Genomic DNA, 1,647 nt, shown 5'->3' on the forward strand with positions numbered 1-1,647 from the left:
TCAGTATGAGAAGGACCGCATCACCATCACCGACAGCCTGAACCGCCGTGAAGTGCTGCACACGCAGGGTGAAGCCGGGCTGAAGCGGGTGGTGAAAAAGGAACACGCGGACGGCAGCGTCACGCAGAGTCAGTTTGACGCCGTGGGCAGGCTCAGGACACAGACGGATGCCGCAGGCCGGACAACAGAATACAGCCCGGATGTGGTGACGGGCCTCATCACGCGCATCACCACGCCGGATGGCAGGGCATCGGCGTTTTACTATACAGCCAGTTAACGTCAGCCACCGGGCCTGACGGGCTGGAAATACGCCGGGAATATGATGAATGGGGCCGTCTGATTCAGGAAACTGCCCCTGACGGCGATATCATCCGCTACCGTTATGATAATCCACACAGTGACTTACCCTGCGCAACGGAAGATGCCACCGGTAGCCGGAAAACCATGACGTGGAGCCGTTACGGTCAGTTGCTGAGCTTCACCGACTGTTCCGGTTATGTAACCCGTTATGACCATGACCGCTTCGGGCAGATGACGGCGGTGCACCGCGAGGAAGGGCTGAGTCAGTACCGCGCATACGACAGCCGTGGACAGTTAATTGCCGTGAAAGACACGCAGGGCCATGAAACGCGGTATGAATACAACGCCGCCGGTGACCTGACCGCCGTCATTGCCCCGGACGGCAGCAGAAACGGGACACAGTACGATGCGTGGGGAAAGGCCATCCGTACCACGCAGGGCGAGCTGACGCGCAGTATGGAATACGATGCTGCAGGACGGGTCATCCGCCTGACCAGTGAAAACGGCAGCCACACCACCTTCCGTTACGATGTACTCGACCGGCTGATACAGGAAACCGGCTTTGACGGCCGCACACAGCGTTATCACCACGACCTGACCGGCAAACTTATCCGCAGCGAGGATGAGGGGCTGGTCACCCACTGGCACTATGACGAAGCAGACCGCCTCACGCACCGCACCGTGAATGGCGAAACCGCAGAGCAGTGGCAGTATGACAAACGTGGCTGGCTGACAGACATCAGCCATCTCAGCGAAGGGCACCGGGTGACGGTGCATTACAGGTATGATGAGAAAGGCCGGCTGACCGGTGAGCGCCAGACGGTGCATCACCCGCAGCCGGAAGCACTGCTCTGGCAGCATGAGACCAGACACGCTTACAACGCGCAGGGACTGGCGAACCGCTGTATACCGGACAGCCTGCCCGCCGTGGAATGGCTGGCCTACGGCAGCGGTTACCTGGCAGGCATGAAGCTCGGCGACACACCGCTGGTGGATTTCACCCGCGACCGCCTGCACCGGGAAACGCTGCGCCGCTTCGGCCGCTATGAACTCACCACCGCTTATACCCCTGCCGGGCAGTTACAGAGCCAGCACCTGAACAGCCTGCAGTATGACCGCGATTACACCTGGAACGACAACGGCGAACTCATCCGCATCAGCAGCCCGCGCCAGACCCGGAGTTACAGCTACAGCACCACCGGCAGGCTGACGGAGAAAACCGACCTCATCCCGGAAGGGGGTATCCGTACGGATGATGAGCGCACCCACCGGTACCATTACGACAGTCAGCACCGGCTGGTGCACTACACGCGGACACAATATGCAGAGCCGCTGGTCGAAAGTCGC

Annotated in this window: 1 pseudogene; it reads left to right on the plus strand. The window is 60.5% G+C overall.

Annotated features, from left to right (window positions below):
• A pseudogene (locus tag BGK49_RS30085) lies at positions 1-1,647 on the plus strand (RHS element protein); the annotation flags it as partial.

It is taken from the genome of Shigella sp. FC1544 (genome assembly GCF_001722145.1).
In the GTDB taxonomy this organism is placed as follows: domain Bacteria; phylum Pseudomonadota; class Gammaproteobacteria; order Enterobacterales; family Enterobacteriaceae; genus Escherichia; species Escherichia coli.